Annotated in this window: 17 protein-coding genes; 15 read left to right on the forward strand and 2 right to left on the reverse strand. The window is 71.5% G+C overall.

Annotated features, from left to right (window positions below; translation table 11 throughout):
* Positions 1 to 510 precede the first annotated feature (510 nt).
* The 9 genes from BL254_RS11080 (at position 511) to BL254_RS11115 (ending at position 10,609) form a co-directional block, all read left to right on the forward strand.
* Entirely contained in the window at positions 511 to 1,665 is a 1,155-nt protein-coding gene (locus BL254_RS11080) for an iron ABC transporter permease (protein WP_235433307.1), read from the forward strand.
* Positions 1,662 to 2,489 carry an ABC transporter ATP-binding protein gene (locus BL254_RS11085; RefSeq protein WP_076843250.1) on the forward strand — a complete coding sequence of 276 codons (828 nt, stop codon included), beginning with the start codon at positions 1,662 to 1,664 and terminating at the stop codon, positions 2,487 to 2,489. The genes BL254_RS11080 and BL254_RS11085 overlap by 4 nt, the downstream gene beginning before the upstream one ends.
* Positions 2,486 to 3,499, forward strand: a complete 1,014-nt coding sequence (locus BL254_RS11090; RefSeq protein WP_047221834.1) for an ABC transporter substrate-binding protein — start codon at positions 2,486 to 2,488, stop codon at positions 3,497 to 3,499. Before BL254_RS11085 ends, BL254_RS11090 begins: the two co-directional genes overlap by 4 nt.
* Before the next feature lie 118 nt (positions 3,500 to 3,617).
* The gene (locus BL254_RS11095; protein ID WP_076843251.1) at positions 3,618 to 5,000 is read left to right on the forward strand and encodes an MFS transporter; all 1,383 of its coding nucleotides are present in this window, start codon (positions 3,618 to 3,620) and stop codon (positions 4,998 to 5,000) included.
* Between the two features lie 89 nt (positions 5,001 to 5,089).
* Positions 5,090 to 5,203, forward strand: coding sequence for a streptamidine-related RiPP repeat protein (locus tag BL254_RS28295; RefSeq protein ID WP_013873264.1), 114 nt, complete (start codon positions 5,090 to 5,092; stop codon positions 5,201 to 5,203).
* Positions 5,204 to 5,373: 170 nt separating this feature from the next.
* The gene (locus BL254_RS11100; protein ID WP_047221833.1) at positions 5,374 to 6,177 is read left to right on the forward strand and encodes a hypothetical protein; all 804 of its coding nucleotides are present in this window, start codon (positions 5,374 to 5,376) and stop codon (positions 6,175 to 6,177) included.
* A 2-nt stretch (positions 6,178 to 6,179) separates the two neighbouring features.
* On the forward strand, positions 6,180 to 7,811 hold the full coding sequence (locus BL254_RS11105; RefSeq protein WP_076843252.1) for a CocE/NonD family hydrolase: 1,632 nt from the start codon (positions 6,180 to 6,182) through the stop codon (positions 7,809 to 7,811).
* Positions 7,808 to 9,262, forward strand: coding sequence for a YcaO-like family protein (locus BL254_RS11110; RefSeq protein WP_076843253.1), 1,455 nt, complete (start codon positions 7,808 to 7,810; stop codon positions 9,260 to 9,262). The genes BL254_RS11105 and BL254_RS11110 overlap by 4 nt, the downstream gene beginning before the upstream one ends.
* A 9-nt stretch (positions 9,263 to 9,271) precedes the next feature.
* A complete protein-coding gene (locus BL254_RS11115) occupies positions 9,272 to 10,609 on the forward strand; it encodes a YcaO-like family protein (RefSeq protein WP_076843254.1) in 1,338 nt (445 codons plus the stop codon).
* 98 nt (positions 10,610 to 10,707) lie between these two features.
* On the opposite strand, the gene BL254_RS11120 is transcribed toward BL254_RS11115, so the two are convergent.
* Positions 10,708 to 12,033: a LuxR C-terminal-related transcriptional regulator gene (locus tag BL254_RS11120; protein ID WP_083730988.1), complete on the reverse strand. Its 1,326-nt coding sequence runs from the start codon at positions 12,031 to 12,033 to the stop codon at positions 10,708 to 10,710.
* Between the two features lie 42 nt (positions 12,034 to 12,075).
* The gene (locus tag BL254_RS28300; protein WP_076843255.1) at positions 12,076 to 13,185 is read right to left on the reverse strand and encodes a LuxR C-terminal-related transcriptional regulator; all 1,110 of its coding nucleotides are present in this window, start codon (positions 13,183 to 13,185) and stop codon (positions 12,076 to 12,078) included.
* A 158-nt stretch (positions 13,186 to 13,343) separates the two neighbouring features.
* Between BL254_RS28300 and BL254_RS11130 the strand changes: the two genes are divergently transcribed.
* The 6 genes from BL254_RS11130 to BL254_RS11150 all read left to right on the forward strand — a co-directional run bounded on the left by BL254_RS11130 (position 13,344) and on the right by BL254_RS11150 (position 19,175).
* Positions 13,344 to 15,194 (forward strand): long-chain fatty acid--CoA ligase, encoded by a 1,851-nt coding sequence (locus BL254_RS11130; RefSeq protein ID WP_083730989.1) that lies wholly within the window; start codon positions 13,344 to 13,346, stop codon positions 15,192 to 15,194.
* A complete protein-coding gene (locus BL254_RS11135) occupies positions 15,191 to 16,117 on the forward strand; it encodes a hypothetical protein (protein WP_047221831.1) in 927 nt (308 codons plus the stop codon). The genes BL254_RS11130 and BL254_RS11135 overlap by 4 nt, the downstream gene beginning before the upstream one ends.
* The gene (locus BL254_RS11140; protein ID WP_083730990.1) at positions 16,114 to 17,214 is read left to right on the forward strand and encodes a phosphotransferase family protein; all 1,101 of its coding nucleotides are present in this window, start codon (positions 16,114 to 16,116) and stop codon (positions 17,212 to 17,214) included. The genes BL254_RS11135 and BL254_RS11140 overlap by 4 nt, the downstream gene beginning before the upstream one ends.
* A complete protein-coding gene (locus tag BL254_RS27005; RefSeq protein ID WP_157180385.1) occupies positions 17,211 to 17,384 on the forward strand; it encodes a hypothetical protein in 174 nt (57 codons plus the stop codon). Before BL254_RS11140 ends, BL254_RS27005 begins: the two co-directional genes overlap by 4 nt.
* Entirely contained in the window at positions 17,381 to 18,175 is a 795-nt protein-coding gene (locus BL254_RS11145; RefSeq protein WP_076843256.1) for an enoyl-CoA hydratase/isomerase family protein, read from the forward strand. The genes BL254_RS27005 and BL254_RS11145 overlap by 4 nt, the downstream gene beginning before the upstream one ends.
* Positions 18,176 to 18,236: 61 nt before the next feature.
* Complete coding sequence (locus BL254_RS11150) at positions 18,237 to 19,175, forward strand: LLM class flavin-dependent oxidoreductase (RefSeq protein ID WP_047221829.1); 939 nt, start codon at positions 18,237 to 18,239, stop codon at positions 19,173 to 19,175.
* Positions 19,176 to 19,180: the final 5 nt, after the last annotated feature.

Below are 19,180 nucleotides of genomic sequence, written 5' to 3' on the forward strand. Positions count from 1 at the left end.
ACGGCGCTTCTCACCGGGTCGTCTCCTCCGCCGGGTCCTACCGGGCAAACGATGTTCTACGCGGGTCGGGTCGCCGGTGACCGACAGATGCAGGCCCTACTTTTCGCCGGCGCGGTGCCACGAGCAACACCGCGCCGCTACGAGATTCGTGAAGCTCTCCTTCACGAATACGCCGGGACGTATCAGGCGAACGACGCCAGGCATGGGCTAACGCCGAGTATCAGTTCCGATCATGGTGACGGTACCCGACCGGCGACGAAACCGATCATCGGTCCCGCTGTCCGTGAGCGCCTCATCTGCCCCAAGTGCCCTGGTCGCTCGCGTCGAGGTCGTGTTTGACGGGGTAGGGCGCGCCTGCTACGGTGATCCACAAATAACGATAATCGTTTCAGTTTTCATTACGCATTGTCTACCGGCCGGCGTACCGGTGGGGAGGACGGGGGTGCTCTGTTGTCCGTCAGCCGGCCCATGCGGCTGAACGACGTGTCCGGATCGCCGGGGAGGGTCGCTGTGCCACCGCCACGGGCGGGCACTGTCGCTACACTCGGCCCGGCGCGTGGCACCCCGTCCGCCGTCACCGTGGCGCCGTGGGCGGCCCACGGTCCACGGAACACATTTCTGCTCGCTGTTGTCGTCCTGCTGGTGGCGACCCCGATCGTGCTGGTCGCCGCTGTCAGCATCGGGGCGGCGGCGATCTCGCCCGCCGACGTGTGGTCGAGCATCCTCGGCCACCTCGTCGGCGGCGGTCACACCCCGCCGATCGACGACCAGATCATCTGGCAGGTCAGGACGCCGCGGGTGCTGCTGGCGTTCGTGGTGGGCGCGGGCCTGGCCGTGACAGGCGCCGTCCTGCAGGCGGTGGTGGGCAATCCACTGGCCGACCCATACGTGCTGGGGGTCTCCTCGGGGGCGTCGATCGCGGCGGTCGCCGTGCTCACCCTGGGCGGGGTCGCGACGACGGGGTTGCTGCCGACGATCGGAGTCTCCGGCGCCGCCTTCGCCGGAGCGGTCGCCACGCTCGTCCTGGTCATCGCGCTGGGGCGCCGGCAGGGCCGGCTGGATCCGCACCGCCTGCTGCTCGCGGGGGTGGCGATCGGCTACCTCCTGCAGGCGGGGACGAGCTTCCTGCAGCTGCGGGTCGGGTCGAACCAGCTGGCGGCGGTGCTGTTCTGGCTGCTCGGAACGGTCTCCGGGGCGGACTGGCAGAAACTGCGGCTACCCACGGTCATCGTCCTGGCCGCCACCGTCTGGCTGCTCGCGCAGGCCAGGCAGCTCAACGCCCTGGTGCTCGGGGACGAGGCCGCCGCCTCGCTGGGGGTCTCCGTCAGCCGGCTGCGCGCCCAGCTGCTGGCGGTCTGCGCCGCGCTCACCGCCGCGGTCATCTCCGTCGCGGGCGGTGTCACCTTCGTCGGGCTGGTGGCACCGCACTGCGTGCGGCTGCTCATCGGCTCCGACCACCGTCGGCTGCTGCCGGTGGCGGCGCTGCTGGGCGGGGTGTTCCTCGTCCTCGCCGATCTGGTCGGCCGGGTCGTGGCCCGGCCGATGGAGGTGCCGCTGAGCATCGTCACCGCCGTCGCGGGCGTGCCCTTCTTCCTGCTGCTGCTGCGCCGCTCGGGCCGGGTCAGCCGGCTGTCCACCGGAGCCGGGGCCGGGGGTGGCTCGTGACACGGCTGCGTCTGGACGGCGTGGGCGTGCGGATCGATCAGGCGCTGATCGTCCACGACGTCACCGTCGACTGCGCGCCCGGCACCTTCGTCGGCCTGGTCGGCCCGAACGGCAGCGGGAAGTCCACCGTGCTGAAGACCGTCTACCGGGCGGTTGCGCCGACGTCCGGGGCTGTTCTTCTCGACGAGCGGAACATGCTGCGGGAGCTCACGTCCCGGCGGTCCGCGCGGCAGGTGGCGGCGCTGGCCCAGGAGCACTCCCAGGGTTTCGACTTCACCGTCGCCGAGATCGTCGCGGCCGGGCGGACGCCGCACAAGAACCGGTGGGAGCTGACGTCCGCGGCCGACCGTCGCATCGTCGCCGACGCGCTCGACACGGTCGGTATGCCCGCGTATGCAGACCGGGCGTTCACCTCCCTGTCCGGCGGGGAGAAGCAGCGGGTGCTGCTCGCCCGGGCGCTGGTGCAGGAGCCGTCGGTGCTCGTCCTGGACGAGCCGACCAACCATCTCGACATCGCCACCCAGCTCAGCCTGCTCGCGCTGGTGCGTTCGCTGGGGATCACCGTGTTGGCCGCGCTGCACGACCTCAACCTCGCGGCGGCGTTCTGCGACCGACTTTACGTGCTGCGCGACGGTGTCGTCGTCCGCACGGGGGATCCCTGGGAGGTACTGACCCCGGATCTCGTCGCCGAGGTTTTCGGGGTGYGGGCCCATCGCGGCGTCCATCCGGTGACCGGACGCCTCCATCTTGCTTTTTCCGAGATCCCCGACAGAGACGAGAAGGCGCTGAAAGAACGCGAACTCGCCACGGAAGGAAACATATGAGAATCACCGCCGCGCGAAAATGCGCGCTCGTCGCGCTGGTGGCGTGCGCCGTCGGCCTCACGGCCTGCGGATCCGACTCCACCACCGAGGGGAACGGCACGGTGGGAGCCGCTCCGGCGCGGGCGACGGCCGGTGCCGGGTACCCGGTCGACATCCAGAACTGCGGCCGCACCCTGCACTTCGACAGGCCCCCGACGCGCATCGTCTCGGGCTGGACCACCAGCACCGAGCTGCTGATCGCCCTCGGCGCGACAGAGAAGACCGTCGGCCAGTACAACACCAGCAGCGGCACCCCGTTGCCGCAGTACGCCGAGGCGGAGAAGAAAATACCGACGCTGAGCGTGTCCGCCCCGACCCGGGAGGCGCTGCTGGCGGCGCGCCCCGACCTCATCTGGGCGGACGGTTCCTATCTTTTCGACGGCCAGCAGCTGCCGACCATCGACGATCTGAAGGCCCAGGGCATCCAGGTGCTGATCCTCAGCGGTTTCTGCACCGACGACGCCAGTAAGGCCAGGGTGCGTGACGTCGACGCGGACCTGACCGCGCTGGGCAGGATTCTCGGGGTCACCGCAAAGGCCGACGAGCTGAAAACCGACATCGACAACCGCCTGCGGCAGGTCTCCGCGCAGGTCGCCGGCAGGTCGCCCGTCCCGGTGGCGCTGATCAGTTCTTTCAACGGCACGATCTACACCTACGAAGGGGTGTACAGCGACATCGCGCGGCTCGCCGGGGCGACGAACATCTACGCCGGTATCCTGCCCGCCGGCAAGTACTACGGCCAGCTCTCCGTCGAGGACATCACCAAGAAGAATCCCGCCACCCTCGTCTATCTGCTCAGCGGCAGCGAGTCCGAGGAGAGCGCCCGTAAGTACCTGACGACGACCTTCCCGACCCTGGACGCGGTGAAGAACAACAGACTGGTCTTCCTGCCGCAGTCGTACTCGACCAACCTCAGTGGTGTCGACGGGGTCGTCCGGCTGGCCACGTCCCTGCACTCCGGACCGTCCTGACCGGTGATGACGGTATTCCTGATGGCAGTTCCAGCAGCATTTCTGATGATGTTCCAACCTGTGTTCCCGGTGAGATTCCCGAGCTCCCGGCGAAGCTCCCGACGATGACGGTGTCGCGATGAACACGGCATCGACGTTCCGGCTGTTCCTGGTCAGCCGGGCCGTTTCGTGGGTCGGGAGCGCGATGTCGCTGGTGGCGTTCCCGGTGCTGCTCTACCAGCGCACCGGGAGCGCGGCCGCCGCGGGTGTGCTGGCCGGCCTGGAAGCGGTGCCCTATCTCGTCCTCGGGCTGCCGGCGGGCGCGCTGGTGGACCGCTGGGACCGGCGCCGCACGCTGGTGCTCACCAGCGTCGCCAGCGGCCTGGTGATGGCGAGCGTTCCCGTCGCGTCCTGGGCCGGGGCGCTGACGACAGCGCACCTGTTCGTGGCCGCGGTCGGTGTGTCGTCCCTGTTCGTGTTCTTCGACGCCGCCGGTTTCGGTGTCCTGCCGGCCATCGTCGGACGCGACGGGGTGCCCGCGGCGACCGCGGCGATGGTGTCGGTGAGCACCGTGGTGAACCTGACCGGCCCGGCTGTCGGCGGTGTCGCCGTGACCACCCTGGGCGCCCCGGCCGTCCTCGCGCTGGATGCCCTCAGTTACGTCGCCGCCGCGCTCCTGCTGACCCGGGTGCGCTGGGACGCGCAACCCGGCAGCGCCGGTACTGGCAACGTCGGTACTGGCAGCGTCGCCGGTGGTGGCACCGGCGACCGCGGCGCCGCCGGCGGCCCGGGCGGCGGGCGGCGGTGGGTCGCCAGAACCCGCCGCGACATCGCCGAAGGGCTCCGCTACATCTGGGATCACCGTGTCATCCGGACGCTGACCCTGCTCGGGACCGGCGCCAGCGTCTCCGGGGGCGCGGTCAGCGGCCTACTGGTCGTCGTCGCGGTCGAGCAGTTCGGCCTGGCCGACGACGACGTCCGGATCGGGCTGCTCTACGTAGCCACGGCCGCCGGCACGCTGATCACCAGTACCTTCCTCGGCCGCATCCACCGGCGGGTGCCCATCGGACTGATCACGCTGTGCGCGCTCGGGGGCAGCTGGCTCGCGCTGCTGTGCTGGTCGCGGAACACGATGTGGCTGCTGGGGCTGGGGATTCTCGTGCTGTGGCAGGCCGCCAACTCCCTGGTCATCCTCAACGGCATCGTCGTCCGGCAGGCTGTCACACCGGACCGGCTGCAGGGCCGGGTCAACACCACGGCACGGATGATCGCCTGGGGTGGGACGCCGCTCGGCGCCATGCTCGCCGGCGCGTTGGCCGACGTCTGGGGCACCCGCGGCGCCCTGCTCGTCACCTCCTCGGGTGTCGGCGTGGCGCTGCTGATCGGTATCGGAACGAGCCTGCGCCGTACCGRCACGCTCGCGGATCTCGTCGCGGCCCGGGACGCGCTGGAGGCAGCGGCGCCCAGCGAACGTCATGACCGACCGCATGCAAATGCTCACACTGCGGTGGCACCGGAATAGAGCACCCCGCACCACTTCCGCGTCGCACCGGAGCATGTTAACGTTCTATACGTAATGAAAACCATTTCCATTATTGAAGGGAGGTAGCCATGGAGGAGATCTCTTTCGAGGTGCTGAACGAGGAGCCGGTTCTCGCTGCCCCGCAGGACCCGACCACCCACGCACTGGTCCAGAACCCGTTCGCGTGGGACGAGGAGAAGTAGTTCGCTGACCGAAGGCGGTGAGCTGCTTCCGGCCGTGGTCGTCGGAGACGTCTGCGCCTCCCCGCGCCGCCCCGACGACCACGGTTCCCGGCCGCCGTCCCTTCCCCCACGGCATCCGGGCCCACGTTTCGCGGCAGAGTTCCACGGCATTTCACGGCAGAAAGAAAGGCATGCATGTGCTCGCGCCCGGCCATCACCTGTACCGGACTGCCGACGGCAGCTGGCGCTACAGCACCCCGGGAGACGTCTTCGTTCGCGTCGGTGGTGACGACCGGCTGCTCGCGCTGGTCCAGCGGCTCGAAGCCGGTGACACGGACGTGCGCGTTCCCGCCGCCGACCAGGCTGGCGTCGAACGGATCACTGCCGCGTTGGCCGGCCGTGGCGTGCTGGCGAGCGCGGAGCGGGACGCGCCCGTCCCGTCCGGCTGGAAGGTGCACGTGGACGGCGACGGCCCGCTCGTCGACAAACTCCTCGAGCTTCTCTGCGAGGTCAGGTGCGGCGTGGGCCCGGTGGACGAGGCCGCGGTGGCGGACTCGGACGTCGTCGTCAGTTGCGCGCGGTGGCTGCCGGACGCCCGATGGCGCCAGCTGGACGCCTGGTGCGCGCGGCACCGCACACCGTGGCACGGCTGCTGTGCCGAGGGCGGCACGTTCGTCCTCGGGCCGCTGTCGATCCCCGGCCGTACCGCCTCCTACCAGGACACCCGGGGGCGCCGGCTCGCCGCGGCGGCCCTGCCCGACGAGCTGATCGCCCACTGGGCGTACCTGGACTCCGACGCGCCCAAGCCGGCCGCGCGGTTCATGCCCGCGGCCGTGTCGGTGCTGGCCGGCCTGCTCGCCGCGGACCTGCTGGCGCTGGCGGCGGGCGGCGACATCCCCAGCGAGGGCCATCAGCTCGTCGTCGACGCCACCACACTCGCGATCAGCCGCCATCGGGTGCTTCCCCTGCCCGTCCTCGCGGTCAACCCGGCGTAGCCGTGGGCAGCGGTGACACCGACACCCACGCGAGGACGGGCGGGGCTGGCGGCGGGACGGGCGGGGCCGGCACCAGGACGGGTGGGGCCGACACCAACCAGTTCGTACCCGCGGCGGACGGGGTCGCGCTGGCCACCGACGTGTACTTCCCCGGCCGGCTGCCCGCCCCCGTGGTCGTCACCCGTACCCCCTACGGCCGATCGGCGCTGCTGGCGAACGGCCTCGGATGGGCCCGCAACGGCTTCGTCCACGTCGTCCAGGACGTGCGGGGTCGCTACGGCTCGGAGGGAAGCTGGACTCCCTACCATCACGGGCGCGCGGACGGCCGGGCGCTCGTCGAATGGGTGCGCGCGCAGCCGTGGTGCGACGGGAACGTGATCCTCGCGGGCGCCTCCTACGGGTCGTTCACGGCGTGGTCCGCCGCGCTCGCCGCGCCCGGCCTCGTCCGCGCGGTGATCAGCGAGGTGCCGGCCGCCGGGCTGCGCCCGGCCAACGTCGAGCCCTCGGGCATCCTGCGGCTGGCCGAGTACGTCGGCTGGTGGGCCGAGCACGCGGACGGCCGGACCAGCCGCGACGGGCTGTCCGCTCAGATGCTGCGAGCCCGCCCGCGGCTGCTGCGCCATCTTCCGGTCGCCGGGATCGGCGGGTGTCTGTGGGCGCGGCTACCGCACTGGTGGAGCACGATCGACCCCGACGGCCCCGGCTGCGGGCAAACACCGGCCCACGCGGAAGCGCTGGACGATCAGGAGCTTGCCGCCTGCGGGTTGCCGTCCCTGCACATCGGCGGATGGTACGACCTGTTCCTGCCGCAGACCCTCCACCAGTGGGCGACCGTCGGCGCCGGCCGTGGCCCGCGGCCCGCACGTGGCCTGGTGGTCGGGCCGTGGCGGCACGAGCTGTCCACCCCGCACTCCCACTCCGCCGGCGGCCGCGACCACGGCCGCGAGTCCCAGCTGCCGCTGGGCGCCCTTCAGGTCGACTGGATCTCCCGGGTGCTGGCCGGCGAGGACGCGTCGATCACGAAGATCTTCCTGATGGAGGACGGCCGGTGGCTGGATCGCTGGCCGGCGTCGACCGGCGTTCTGCGGCTGCACGCCACCGCGGACGGCGCGCTGTCACCGACACCCCCGCGGCGGGCCGCCGAGCATCGTTTCGACCACGACCCGCTCAACCCCTTTCCCAGCATCCCGGCCTATCGCGACCGGGCCGTCCTCGACAGCCGTCGCGATGCCGTGATCTTTCGCGGCGGCCCGCTGACAGTGCCCGTTACCGTCACCGGGACGCCCACGGTTCGGCTGGCCGTGGGCACCACCGCGCCGAGTGCCGACTGGATCGTCCGCCTGGTGCAGCGTTTCGACGACGGCCGGGCCCTTGAGATCACCTCCGGTTCCGCCGTCGCCGAGCGCGACGTGCGCACCCTCGATGTCGTCCTCGGCGCCACCGCCCTGGTGCTGCGGCCCGGCAGCCGGCTTGAGCTGCACATCACCGGCAGCGACTTCCCGCGGCTGGCACGTAATCTCGGCACCGGTTTCGACCGGTACACCTCAAGTATCACCAGAACAGCCACCCAGACGGTTCACAGCGGGCCGGCCCACGGCTGTTTCGTCGACTTACCGGCAATGGAGCGGCATTGACTCTCACGGAGATCATCGCGGATGTCCCGCCGGCCGAACGCCGGCTGGTCGACGCCCGGCTCGGCGTCGTCACGCAGGTCCTCCCGTACGAACCGAGCCCCCGCATGCCGAGTTCCTGGGTCGGGTGGAGCGCGCGGGCCGGCGACAGCCGGGCGTTCGCCGCCTGGGCGGGCGAACGGTACGGTTTCGGCGCGTCCCTGGGAGATCACGACCGGGCGCGCCGAGCTGCCGTCGGCGAGGTCGTGGAACGCTACTGCGGCAACGCGGTACCCGAGAAGCTGGAGATCGCCAGCTACGCCGCCCTGRCCGCGGCGGGACGCGACACGCTGGACCCGGCGTCCTTCGCGCTCTACTCCGACCGCCAGTACGACGCCCGCGGCTTCCCCTTCCAGCGTTTCACCCGCGACCTGCCGGTGGCCTGGGTGCCCGGCCGCGACCTGCACACCGGGCGGCCGGTGCTCGTGCCCGCGTCGATGGCCTACCTGAACTACTTCCGCGGCGGGCACGCGGGGGAGCCCGTCACCCACGCGATGCTGTACGCGGGAATAGCCACCGGGGAGAACCGCGAACACGCCGAACGGTTCGCCCTGGAAGAGCTCTTCGAACGCGACGCGAACACCATCTGGTGGGCCAGCGGGACGAGCCCGCACACCGTCGCCGACGCCGCCGACCTACTGGCACAGTACAACATCCCGTTTTCTCCGGACGGCCGCGACGGATACAATATCGAACGCGGTGACGGAAATAAAAAAGGGCACGACAGTGGATGCGTAATCCGTCTTTTCCGTATACCGGGGCAGTTCGACGTCCCGGTTCTCGCCGCATTCCTCACCGACCCCGGGAATGGCCTCATCTCCTACGGCACGGCCTGCCGGGCCAAGCCGCGGGAGGCGGCGAAGAAGGCGCTCGTCGAAGCCTTCGCGATGCTGGAACTGACCGCCGAGCTGGCGGATCCCGACAGCGCGCACTGGCGGGCCGTCGCCCGTGGCGAAATACCCGCGCACGCCTACCGGCCCTACCGCGCCGACCGGCGTTACGCCGAGGACTTCCGGCCGGACTTCCGCGACCTCGTCGACCTGCCCGCCGTGGCGCAGCTCTACCTGGACCCGCGGATGCAGGGCAGGCCGCTCGACCGGCTGCGGGAACGGGCCCGACCCGTCCGGCTCGCCGACATACCCGCCGTCGAGGAGGCCCGGGCCCGCCAGCACTACCTGGACATCCTGGCCGAGCGGGACCTGCGGGCCGTCTCGGTGGACGTGACCACCTCCGACGTCCGCGCCGCCGGCCTGACGGTGGTACGCGTGGTCGTGCCGGGGCTGTACTGCAATCCGCCGGCGGCCTTCCCATATCTCGGTGGCAGCCGGCTCTACACCATGCCCACCGAACTGGGCTGGGTCAGCGAGAAACTGACCGAGGACACGGTGTACCCGTATCCGATTCCCCACGTGTAGGGCGGGCAGATGGACATCTCCACGATTCTCGACTCGCGTACGGGCATCATTCGCCGACTCGAAAGGAATACCGTCGCGCACGCCCTGCCGGCGGAATTCTTCATGGTCACCGCGGTGCTTTCCGACACCACGAGGTTCTCCCCCTGGGCCAGCGATTTCGCCGGGGCCGGATACGCCCTGCTGGACGAGGCCGCCGCGATCGGGCCGGCCGTCGGGGAGGCCGTCGAGCGGTACTGCGGCAACCTGGTGCCGGCCGGGCTGCGCCGGGCCACCTTCGCCGAGCTCACCGCGTCCGGCCGCCAGGTTCTCGACCCGCGTTCGGTGGTGCTGTTCGCCCCGGAGCAGTATCGTTCGCCGCGTTTCCCGTTCGTCGAGTTCAGCGAGAACCACGAGCTGGAATGGGCGCTCGGCACCCGGCTGCCGGACGGYGCCGCCGTCTGGGTGCCGGCGAACCTCGTCTGGGTGTCGTACGCGCATCAGGCGCCCGCCYGCGGCGTGCCGTTCCTCAACCCGGTTCTCAGCTCCGGGCTGGCCGCCGGTGTCGACGAGGCCGGCGCCCAGTGGTCGGCGCTGTGCCAGATGCTCGAACGCGACGCGGTGACCATGGCCTGGCACGGCCGCCGGCCGCTGCGGGAGGTGATCCCCCCGCCCTGGCTGGCGCGGCTGGGCACCGGGGCGCGGGGGAGCCTGACGACCCGTTTCCTGGAGTTCCCGAACGAGTTCGGGATGGTCGTGATCGGCGCGCTGGTGTTCGACGAGGCCAGCGGCTACCTCAGCATGGGCGCGGCCTGCCGGGCCACCGCGCAGCCGGCGATGCGCAAGGCGCTGGCCGAAGCCTTCCAGCTACAGATGTTCGTCGGTGACCTCGACGACCCGGACGGGCCGTACATGCGTGCCGCGAACCGTCCGGACAGCCCGCTCAAGCGGTGGCGGGCCGACCGGCGCTACCTCGACGACTGCCGGGACGACCTCGCCGACGTCGTCGAGTACTGCACCCACCTCCAACTCTTCCTCGACCCGCGGATGCACGACCAACTGGCGACCGAACTCGCCGACGCCGTCACCGGGACGGTCACCTGGGAGGCCCTCGACGCCGACGCCCCCTTCGCCGCGACGACCGATCCCGCGGTGCTCGCGGCCGCGCTGGCGCGGGCCGGCCATCCAGTGGTGTCGGTCGACGTCACCACCGACGACGTCCGCCCGACCGGCATGCGCGTCGTCCACACGCTGGCGCCGGGCCTGTACTCGAACTCCTCGGTCGGCCTCCCGTTCCGCGGCGGCACCCGCCTGCCCAAACAACTCGCGACAGCAGGCAAACCCCGCCGAGATTTCCCACTGCCGCATTAGCCCCCCACGACGAACCTTGTGATCATCTGTTCCGCTGTCCCGCGGAGCGCATTGCGGGTGGTGCTGTCTGCTGACTCGGGGAGGCTTCCGGGCACTGGTCATGCCGGGTTGTGTGTATGGCGCAGGTGGATGGCGATGGCGTGGGAGCGGTTTGCGGCCCCGAGTTTGCGCAGGATGGCGCGGACGTGGCTCTTGACGGTCGCGGGTGAGATGACGAGGCGTTCGCCGATCTGTTCGTTGGGCAGGCCGGTGCACATCAGGTCGGCGACCTCGCGTTCGCGGCTCGTGAGGATGCCCGGTGACTCCTCGGGGGCGTCCACCGGCGGGCTGGCGGTGTCGGGCTCATAGCGCCCGGGCGCGCGCGGCGCGATGGGGAGAAGGTCGATGGCGTGGTCGGGCGGCGCGGTGTCGAGATCCTGGCGCTGGGCGGCCCGCTGGACCAGACGCCGTTGCGTGTCGAGACGCTGCCGGTGGACCGCGCGTTCGTAGACACGCCCGAAGCCCTCGGCGAAGGCCCAGGCCACCTCGAGGTCGTCACGGTCGACCTCGCGCGCCTCGCCCGAACGGTCGAGGTGCAGCAGGCCGATCACGGTGTCGGCCGGGGCGATCGGGGCGACCACGAACGAGCTGGTCAGCAGCCGGCGCAGCGCCGGGTGGACGCGAGGATCGCTCGCCGGACGTTCGACGAGAACCGGGCGTCTCTCGGCCGCGACCTCGGCCTCCAGCGGAAGGCGCTCGATGGGCATCGGGCCGAGCTCCTGCCACGCCGCCGTGGTGCCCGTGCCGGCCGAGAGCGCCGTGCCGGCCGAACTGCTCCGGCCGGCGGAACCGTCCCGGCCGGCCGAGCCGGTTTCGCCGGCCGGGACGGTCGTGTCGGCCGATCGCCAGGGGGACCAGACACCGTCGCTGACCCGGCTGAGCATCGCGCGCCGCACACCGCAGCTACGCAGCGCCTCGACGCAGGCGCGGTCGAGCAGATGTGCCGGATCCGCCACCGGCCGCAGGCGCTCCAGCCCGCGTCGCAGGGCCGCCCGGCGCGCGGATCTGCGGGTCAGGATGTGGCGGCTGAGGTGGAGTTCGAGCTCGAGGGCGCGCAGCAGATCGTCGCGGATCTCCGGATCGACGGGGCCCGCCCGTCGGCGAAGTTCGGCCAGGGCCTGGTCGGCTGTTGCGCGCAACTGATGCAACGTCTGGACGGGCTGGCTCTGGACAGCACCGCGCGGGTGTGGCGGCAGCGCGAGGCCCCAMGAGTGGTGGGCACGCTGAGCGAGCCGGGCAGCCTCGGCGATGATCTGACGTTCGCTGGGATCGCGCCGCCCGCCGGCCGGGGGCGTCGACGCTGCCGGGCACGCCGGAGGCATCGGCTCCGCCGGCTCTGCCAGCTCTGTCGGCACCGCTGACGCTGCTGGCTCTGTAGGGGGCATGATCCTCCTCTGACGGGGACAGGCTCTTCCGGGGACGGGCCGTCACCGGCCCCGCATGCGCAGGTAGCGGGCGGCGGCCTCGGCCCGGCTGGTCGCGCCCAGCTTGCGCAGGACGCGCGCGACGTGTGTCTTGACGGTCTGTTCGCCGAGCACGAGCTCACGGGCGATGCCGCTGTTGGTCTCCCCGGCGACGATGAGGTCGAGCACCTCGCGCTCGCGGGTGCTCAGCAGCGCGATCCGTCCTGGCGGTGGGGTGCTGTCCCGGTGATCGTCATCCGGGTCGTCCTCGGGCGTGGGCGGCAGCTGGAGGCGCAGCTCGGCGTTGCTGACCGCGTCGAGGTCAYGCGCGAGCGCGAGCTGGGCCGCCTGGACGCGGGCGCGGCGGTGCTGGAGCTCCTCCGCGAAGACGGCGCGTTCGTACAGCAGCCCGACATGCTCGGCGAAGAGCACGATGTTGTCGAGGTCGTCCTGGGTGACCGGATGGTCCTGTCCGCGGCGGTCGGCGTGCAGGAAGCCGATGACACGACCGCTGGGCATGAGAGGCGCGCCGACGTAGCTGCGCGCACCGGCGACCGTGACGAAGGCTTCGTGGCAGCGCGGGTCGCTGGCCGCGTCGGCCACGAGGATGCCGATGCGTCGGCGCACCATCTCGGCCTCGAGCAGCATGTGCCGGAGGGGCAGCGTGGGCTCGTCCCCGAACGCGCGTCGGAACGCGTCGGTGTCCGGGTCGACTCCCGGTGGCGGCAGGATCGGGATCCACTCGGAGTGGTGGACGCGCGAGATCATCGCCCGGGCGAACCCGCACGCCCGGGTGAGTTCGGGCGGGACGCGCTCGAGCAGTTCGGCGCTGGAGGCGCACCGGCGCAGCCGGCCGAGGGCCTGGTGGATTCCGACGCGCGCGCGGTCGCCCATCCAGAGGTTCTGTTCCTCGCACGCGCGCAGCTCGTCCGCCGTGCGTACGAGGATTTCCAGCTCCTCAAGGCCGGCAGAGCCGGCGGGGGCCGCGGGGCCGGCAGAGCCRGCGGAGGGGGCCTGGGCGCGCACGGCCGCGATGCGCTGGTCCAGCTCCGTCCAGAGCTGTTTCTCGACGTAGCCACGGACCGCCCGGGCCCGCGCGCGCTGGCTGCGGATGCGCTGCGGCAGCTCGTCCACTGCCTGGCAGCGTAGCGCAGCTACGCGACACAGAGCGTGCGCATCACAGGGCGGAGCTGTCTACGCCCAGCGGGGGAGGGTGTTCACTCGCCGGGCAGTAGCCCCCGATCAACAACGGTGGCAGCGTCCTGGGGTGCTACCGGAGGAGGCACGGGCCCATGAGCGTGGCAACCACACCACCGACGACCGCACCGCCAAACAGCACACCGCCAAACAGCACATCACCAGCCAGCAGACCACTGAACACCACGATCCAGTCGATCTTATCCGAGCCCACACTGTGCCAGGCGTTCTTACGGGTGGCGGACGCCAACGCCGACCACGTGGCGCTGAGCGACTTCGGTTCGGRCCGCAGTCTGACGTTCGGCCAGTGGCGCGAACAGGCGGCGCGGGTGGCCGGTGGGCTGGCGGCGTGGGGGATCGGACACGGTGACCGGGTCGGGCTGTTACTGGGCACGCGGCTTGAGTTCCACGTGGTCGACATGGGGGCGCTGCTGCTCGGGGCGGTGCCGTACTCGATGTRCGCCACCTCGCCGGTCGAGCAGTTGGCGCCGTGCGTCGAGAACTGCGCACCGAAAGTTGTAATCACTGAAGCGGCCCTGGCCTACAAGGCCCGCGCGCTGCAACGGGCCTGCCCGGTCATCGAGCACCTCGTCGTCATCGACGGCGCACAGGACGGCGAGTACGACCTCGCGTCGCTGCAGGGCCGCAGCCCGGCGGACTTCGACGTCACGCGGACGGCGGCGCGCGTCACACCCGGGGACCTGTGCAGCCTCGTCTACACCTCGGGGACGACGGGCTCCCCCAAGGGCGTGCCGTACCTGCACCGCTGCCTGATGCGGACGATGGCCTCCATCCACGCCCACGTCCCCGTCTCGCCCGGGGCGCGGGTCATCTCCTATCTGCCGATGGCGCACATCGCCGAGCGGATGTTCGGCCACTACGCCGGTTTCGTCTTCGGCTGCCACATCACCTCCCTGGGCGACCCCACGCAGTTGGGTGCGGCGCTGCGCCAGGTGCGTCCGACCCGGTTCTTCGGCGTGCCGCGGATCTGGGAGAAGCTGCTGGCCGGGCTGCACCGGGCGCTGGCCGAGTCGATCGAGCCCGAGCGGGCCCGGACGATCCGCGCCGCGTGGGAGCGCGCGATCGAGCGGGTCGAGGCCGAACAGGCCGGAGATGAGGGCACGCCCCGGTCGGAGCAGGACGCGGCCGCGCTGGCCGCGTTACCGGCGCTGCTCGGGCTGGACGCGACCGAGTGGCTGGGGGTGGCCGGCGCGCCGGCCGGCCGGGACACGCTGGTCGCGCTGCACGCGATCGGACTGCCCGTCAACGAGCTCTACGGAATGTCAGAGACGATCATCATCTCCACCAGCCCGCCGGACCGGATCAGGATCGGTACCTGTGGTGTGCCGCTGCCCGGCGTGGAGGTCAAGATCGCCGAGGATGGCGAGATCCTCGTCGGCGGCGTCACGGTCATGCCCGGCTACTTCGACGACCCGCGGCGCACCGCCGAGGTCCTCGAGGACGGCTGGATGCACACCGGCGACATCGGCGTCATCGACGACGACGGCTACCTGACGATCACCGACCGCAAGAAGGCGCTGATCATCAACAGCGGCGGCAAGAACATGTCGCCGTCGGCGATCGAACAGGCGATCAAGGGGGGTCAGCCGCTGATCGCCCAGGTCGTCGCGATCGGTGACCGCCGCCCGTACAACGTCGCGCTGATCGTGCTCGACCGCGACGGCCTGGAGGCGTTCCGCGCCAGGGCCGGTATCCCGCCGACCGACTTCGCGGCGCTCACCCGCCACCCGCAGGTCGCCGCCGCCGTCGAGGACGTGGTAAAGCGGGGCAACCAGAAGCTCGCGCGGATCGAGCAGATCAAACGCTGGAAGGTGCTCGACCACGACTGGGCGCCCGGGGGCGACGAGCTGACCCCGACGGCGAAGCTCAGGCGCAGGCCCATCGAACAGCGCTACGCCGAGACCATCGAGGAGCTCTACGCATGAGCGTCACGTTCGCCACCGGTCACGTCGTCGAGAGCGACGACCTGCGCCACCGGGTCGCGCCGGGTGTGAAGACCCGCGACAGCCTGTTCTGGACCCTGATCCTGCCCGACGAGCGGATCGCCGCGCAGGTGTACGTCTGGACCGACGGGCGCGGTGTCGCCGGCCGGCAGGTCTGCGTCTACTTCCCCGACCGCGAGCGGAACGTCGTCCTGGGCGCCTTTAACGTCGAACTGGGCGACGCCAGCGAGCTGGACGACTGGCACTGCGCGGGCCTGTACCTGCGCCAGCCCGACCCGCTGCGCACCGCCGAGATCGTTTTTGCCGGCGACGAGGCGGACATCGACTACCGTTTCGAGGCCAGTCACCGGCCCTTCAGCTACCGCGAGAACCCGGCGGGCTGCCCGCCGTGGATGGCGACCAACCGCTTCGAGCAGGCCGGGCGCGCGTCGGGCACCCTGCGGGTCGGCGAGCGGGTCATCCCGTTCGCGGACGTGTGGGCCCACCGCGACCACTCCTGGGGACGGCGGCACTGGAGCGGTGTGCAGCACTGGAAGTGGCTCGCCGCCGGCACCCCGTCCGGTAGGGAGCTCAACGCGATGTTTCACATCGCCCGCGGYGAGCTGGGCGTCAACGGCTACGTGCTGCGTGACGGCGAACCGGTGGCGATCGTCGACAGCCGCCACCACGCCACCTACGACAGGGAGATGGGCCAGGAGAGCCTGGAAGCTGAGCTGACCGACGCCCACGGCGGGACAACGCACCTGTGGATGCGGCGCTACGCTATCCTGCACCTGCCCGTCGGCTCCGACACGCTGATGTCCGAGGCTGCCTGCCAGGTGACCATCGACGGCGAGGCCGGCGCCGGGCAGTTCGAGACGCTGTGGCCCCGCGGCTACCTGAAGCGGCTGGTCGACGCGCAGTGAGCGCATCCTCCGAGACCGCCCCGCCCGCCGAGACCATCGGGGCCGCTCTGCCCGCCGGGGCCGCCCCGTCCGTCGAGGGCGCGCCGCCCTTCGACACCGCGCGGCTCGAGGCCTACCTGCGCGACCGCGGGCTGGTCAGCGGGCCGATCACGCTGCGGCGCATCGGTGAGGGCCACTCCAACCTGACCTACCTGGTGTCCGACGGCGAGCGCCGGGTGGTGGTGCGCCGGCCACCGCCACCGCCGATCCCGCCGGGCGGCCACGACGTCGTCCGCGAGGCGCGGGTGCAGCGGGCGCTGTGGGACGAGCCGGTCCCGGTGCCGCGGATCCTCGCCGTCGAGGAGTCCACCGCGGTGATCGGCGCGCCGTTCTACGTCATGGCACATGTCGCCGGGATCGTCGCCACCACCCGCACGCCACCGGCGCTCGACACGCCGGCCGGCAGGCGCGCGGTCGGTGAGGCGCTCGTCGACACGCTCGCCGCGCTGCACCGCGTCGACCACGCAGCCGCGGGCCTCGGGGATTTCGGGCGGCCCTCCGGCGACGTCACGCGTCACCTGCGGCGCTTCGCGCGGATCGTCGACCCCGACGGGCACGGCCTGCCGGGGGAGCTCGGCGCGCTGCTGGACTGGCTGGTGGACGACCCGCCGGCGCCGGCCGCGCCGACGATCGTCCACGGCGACTTCCGGCTGGGCAACGTCATGCTCGCAGCCGACCCGCCCGCCCGGCTGGTCGCCGTGCTCGACTGGGAGCTGGCGACGATCGGCGACCCGCTGCGCGACGTCGGCTACCTGCTGGCCACCTACGCGGTGCCCGGCGAGCCACCGCACGCGCTGACCGAGATGAGCGCGGCGACCCTCGCCGACGGCTACCCCTCCCACGCCGAGCTGGCCGCCCGCTACGCGGCCGCCACCGGCACCGAGGTGTCCAACGTCGACTGGTACACGGCGATGGCGCTGTGGAAGCTCGCCGTCCTGTTCGAGTACCAACGCCGCCGGGTGGCCGACGGGATCGGCGACGCCTACTACTTCCGGCCCGGCCTCGTCGAGGGCTTCCTCGCCGCGGCCCGGCCCCTCACGACAGGAGCGAACCTGTGATCGCCTTACCCGTCGGAACCGGCATCGAGGCGTTCGCCTGCCGGGGCCGCGGCCGCGCCGAGCGCCGCGAAGCCTTCACCCGGCCGCGCCGCGGCCTTTCGAACCTCACCAACGTCTCGGACGTCACCAACGGGATGCGCGGGGTGCCGGCGACCTGGGCGGTGAAATGAGCCAGGCGGCGGACAAGGTCCTCTACGAGAAGAAGGGGCCGATCGCGTACGTCACACTGAACCGGCCCGAGAAGCACAACGCGATCGATCCCRATGCCAACGAACGCCTGCGGGAGATCTGGACGGACTTCCGTGACGACGAGGAGATCCGCCTGGCGATCCTCACCGGCGCCGGGGACAAGGCGTTCTGCGCCGGGGCGGACCTGTCGACGATGGTCGGGCACTGGACGGGCGCCGGGCCGAGCCTCGGCCGCGAGGCGCTGCCCAGGGGCTTCGCTGGCGGGATCACCCGCGGGCTGCACCGCACGAAGAAGCCCGTCATCGCCGCGCTGAACGGCTACGTCATCGGCGGCGGCCTGGAGCTCGCGCTGGCCTGCGACATCCGCGTCGCCGCCGAGCACTGCGTGTTCGGCTCGTTCGAGCTACGCCGCGGGATGCACCCCGCCGACGGCGGCATCGTGCGCCTGGTGAACATCTGCGGCGCGGGGATCGCGCTCGAGTTGGAGCTGACCGGCGAGCCGATCGACGCCCGGCGGGCGTTGCAGTGCAACCTCGTCTCCCGGGTCGTGCCCGCCGGCGAGCTGATGGCCTGCGCGGAGGACCTCGCGGCAAAGATCCTGCGCAACCCGCAGCGCGCCGTGGAGTCGGCGAAGGACACGATCCTCGAAGTCATCGGGCGGCCGCTGGAGGACCAGCTCCGCATCGAAGCGCTCTACGGCTATTCGATCATGGATAATCCGGAGATCGACGCCGAGCGCAAGCGCTTCCTCGCCGAAGGCGACCCGCGATGACCGGCCGCTCCGCCGCCGGCAGCCACCCCGCCGCGTTCGCCGGGCGCATACAGGAGCAGTCGTGACTGAAGCGGTCAACATCGGCCTGTCGGTCTTCAGCGACGACCTCGCGCGGTACCCGGCGCCCGAACGCCGCCGGCTGCTGGGGCTGGCGGCCGAGGTCGGACTGCAGCACCTGCACTGCGGCGACCACGTGAGCTTCCACGGCGGCTACGGCTGGGACGGTCTGACCAACGCCACGATGCTGCTCAACCTGCAGGACACGCTGCCCGTACACGTCGGCATCTACCAGTTGCCGCTGCGCCACCCGACCACGGTTACCCGGCAGCTGTCGACCCTGTGCGAGATGCACCCGGGCCGGCTCGTGCTCGGCGTCGGCGTCGGCGGCGACGACCGCAAGGAGATGGAGGTCTGCGGCGTCGACCCGCGCACGCGCGGCAAGCGGATGGACGAGAGCCTGCAGATCATCCGCCGTCAGATGACCGGCGAGGCCGTGACGTTCGTCGGCGAGATCTTCAACCTGGTCGACGCGGCGGTGCACCCGGCGACCGACCCGCCCGTGCCGCTGCTCGTCGGCGGTCGCGGCGACGCGGCCCTGCGCCGGACCGCCAGCCTCGGCGACGGCTGGCTGGCCATCTGGGCCTCCCCCCGGCGGGTGCGCTCCTTCATCGAGCAGGTCGACGAGGAGGCGGCGCGCATCGGCCGCACCGGCATCGCCTGGCGTCACGGCATCATCGTCTGGTGCGAGTTCGGGCCGGACCCCGACCGCGCCGCGCGCCGGCTGGCCGAGAACATGCAGAACGTCTACAAGCTGCCCCGCGAGGCCTTCGAGAAGTGGTCGCCGGCCGGGACGCCCGAGGCCGTCGCCGAGTTCTGCGCCCCGTACCTGGACACCGGGATCACCGACCTGACCTTCATCACCCAGGGTGAGGACCTGGCGGCGTCGATCCAGTCCGCCGCCGAGGTCCGGAAGCTCCTGGGCCTGCCCGCCCCGGTGTGAGCGAC

Origin of the sequence: Protofrankia sp. BMG5.30 (assembly GCF_001983005.1) — a bacterium.
Lineage (GTDB): Bacteria > Actinomycetota > Actinomycetes > Frankiales > Frankiaceae > Protofrankia > Protofrankia coriariae.